2 protein-coding genes and 1 pseudogene are annotated in these 2,898 nt (G+C 59.9%); 2 read left to right on the top strand and 1 reads right to left on the bottom strand.

Annotated features, from left to right (window positions below; translation table 11 throughout):
- Positions 1 to 341, bottom strand: a pseudogene (locus WB528_RS16900) (D-aminoacylase); the annotation flags it as partial.
- A gap of 32 nt (positions 342 to 373) precedes the next feature.
- Between WB528_RS16900 and hutI the strand changes: the two are divergent.
- Together hutI and ftcD are read left to right on the top strand one after the other, a co-directional pair.
- Complete coding sequence (gene hutI / locus WB528_RS16895) at positions 374 to 1,909, top strand: imidazolonepropionase (protein WP_423889552.1); 1,536 nt, start codon at positions 374 to 376, stop codon at positions 1,907 to 1,909.
- A 68-nt stretch (positions 1,910 to 1,977) separates the two neighbouring features.
- A partial coding sequence (gene ftcD, locus WB528_RS16890) for a glutamate formimidoyltransferase (RefSeq protein ID WP_423889551.1) occupies positions 1,978 to 2,898 on the top strand: 921 nt, incomplete at its 3' end.

Raw genomic sequence — 2,898 nt, 5'->3', positions numbered from 1 at the left:
CGCCAGTCCGGCGTAATTCCATAATGCTGATATTCGGTATGGGCATCCTTCAACGTGGCGTCCGTCTGCGGAGCGATCGAATCGCCTTCACCCGTAATTTCCGTCGTGATTCCCTGAAATATTTTCGACGGCACATGCGGGTCCACCAGCATCGTGACTTCCGATTGCCCGAGCATGTCGATGAAGCCCGGCGCAACCACGCGCCCTGCTGCATCAATCTCCTGCTTGGCATGCGCGCGCGACAAATTCCCGATCGTCGCAATGCGCCCGTCGCGTACACCAATGTCGCCCGCATACCACGGCGAGCCGGTGCCGTCGATAATGTGCCCGTTGCGTATCACGACGTCGAACTCGCGATCTTGCGCGCCGCCTTGTGCTGGCGCGGGCCGCGTTTCACGCGCTAGAAAGGCGAATGCCAGCCCGCTCACCACGAACATCACCGCCACAACCGCGATCCGTCTGCGCATTCTTTTCCCCCGAACCGATTCGTTCATCCTCACGAATTAACGCGCCCGAGTATACCGCGACATTCGCCTTTCGCCGCGGGGCAACCCGCGCCGACGCTTGCGCGTCGCGCCGCTTTTCAGTACCGTGGGCAGTCGTGACGAAAACTTCAGCGCGTCCCCGGCGAAAAAACATCCTCCTCACCGGATGCGCCGAACTTCTTACCCTTCGAGGAGCTGTGCCGCGTCGTGGCCGCGCACTCGGCGATCTGGGCATCATTCGCGATGGCGCGCTGCTGATTCGCGACGGGCGCATCGCCGCCGTCGGCCCGCGCCGCCGTATCGAAAGCCTCCGCGAATCGCGTCACGCTCGCAAACTTGACCTCGGCGGACGCGTCGTTCTCCCTGGATTCGTTGATTCGCATACGCATCTCGTTTTCCCTGCCTCCCGCGCCGCCGAGTACGAGCAACGGATTCGCGGAGCTAGTTACGAAGAAATCGCTCGCGCCGGCGGAGGCATTCTGAATAGTGCGCGCAAACTGCGCAGCGCCTCGCCCGCAGAGCTAAAACATCGCGCGGTCACCCATCTCGCGCAATTCGCCGCGCACGGAACCACCACGCTCGAAGCAAAATCCGGCTACGGGCTCACATGGGAAAGCGAACGCAAGATTCTCGTGATTCTTCAGGAGCTCGAACGCGAACAGCCGCTCGACATTGTGCGCACTTTTCTCGGCGCGCACGTTGTCCCGCATGAGTATCGCCATCGCGCGGGCAAAACGCCGGATGCCTATGTCGAACTCATCTGTCGTCAGTGGCTGCCGCAGGTCGCGGCGGAAAATCTCGCCGAATTCTGCGATGTGTTTTGCGACCGTGGCGCATTCACTGTCGCTCAGTCGCGAACAATCCTGATCGCGGCGCGAGCCTGCGGCCTGGCTTTGCGCCTCCACGCCGAGCAGATTGCGCGCACCGGCGCGGCGCAACTTGCCGTCGAGATGCACGCCGCAAGTGCTGATCATCTCGAAAAAGTATCCGCCGGCGACATTCGCGCGCTCGCGCACTCCAACGTCACCTGCACAATGCTTCCCGGCTGCTGCTTCCATCTCGGCCTCCCCCAATACGGGCCCGCGCGCAAACTCATCGACGCAGGCGCTATCGTCGCCCTCGCCACCGATTTTAATCCCGGCACCAGCCCGGCGCTTTCCATGCCGGCGATTTTGTCTCTCGCTTGCACGCAAATGCGCATGACGCCCGCCGAAGCCATTACTGCCGCCACGATGAACCCTGCATATTCACTCGCGCGCCACGATCGCATCGGCTCCCTCGAAGTTGGCAAGTTCGCCGACCTCGCCGCGTTCGATCTGGATGATTACCGCGAAATTCCCTATTATTTTGGTGTGAATCATTGTTCGCTGACCATGAAGCGCGGCCGCATCATTTATGCTCGGGAACGCTCCAGCCGCGCTTGATTCAGGCGCGCATCTCACAACAAAGTGAATCGAACAGTGTTAATTCATAACAAGGAAGCCATTTTCGAATGAAACATCTAATCGAATGCGTGCCAAATTTTTCCGAAGGCCGAGACGCCGCCAAAATTGACGCGCTTGTCGCCGCCATGCAAGCCGTCGAAGGCGTCTACATCCTCGACCGCGAAAGCGATGCCGACCATAATCGCTGCGTCGTCACGCTCGCAGGCGAACCTGAACCCGTCGCTGAAGCGGCGCTTCGCGGCATTGGCAAAGCTCTCGAGCTGATCGACCTCACCAAACATTCCGGTGCACATCCACGTCTCGGCGCTACCGATGTGATTCCGTTCATCCCCGTCGACGGAGTCACCATCGAAGAATGTGTCGCGCTCGCGAAAAAAGTCGGTCACGAAATCTGGAAACGCTACCAAATTCCCGTTTATTTCTACGAAGCTGCCGCTTTACGCCCCGAGCGCACGAATCTCGAAAGCGTCCGCAAAGGCCAATTCGAGGGCGTTCGCGAGGAAGTCCTGAAGAATCCGGACCGCGCCCCTGACATCGGCGAACCGCGGCTGCATCCCACCGCAGGCGCAGTAATTGTGGGCGCACGGAAATTTCTGATTGCTTACAACATCAACCTCGACACGCCCGACGTCGAAATTGCCAAGAAAATCGCCAAGACCATCCGCTTTTCGAGCGGCGGCTTGCGCTACGTGAAAGCGATGGGCGTCGATTTGCGCGCGCGCCATGTCGCGCAAGTTTCCATCAATATGACAGACTATGAGCAGACGCCGCTTCACCGCGTCTTCGAAATGGTCCGCAGCGAAGCGACGCGCTATGGCGCCTCCATCATGGGCAGCGAAATTGTCGGCCTCATTCCCAAGCGCGCCCTCGAAATGACCGCCGAATTTTATCTGCAATTCGAGAATTTCTCGCCCGCCCAGGTTTTCGAAAACCGCCTGGCCGCCGCTCTTTCTGGCTCGCCGCTCGAA

Source organism: Bradyrhizobium sp., from assembly GCF_049586575.1.
Classification (GTDB): domain Bacteria; phylum Pseudomonadota; class Alphaproteobacteria; order Rhizobiales; family Xanthobacteraceae; genus Bradyrhizobium.
Note: the sequence above shows the minus strand (reverse complement) of the source record. Positions and strands in the feature narration are given on the sequence as shown.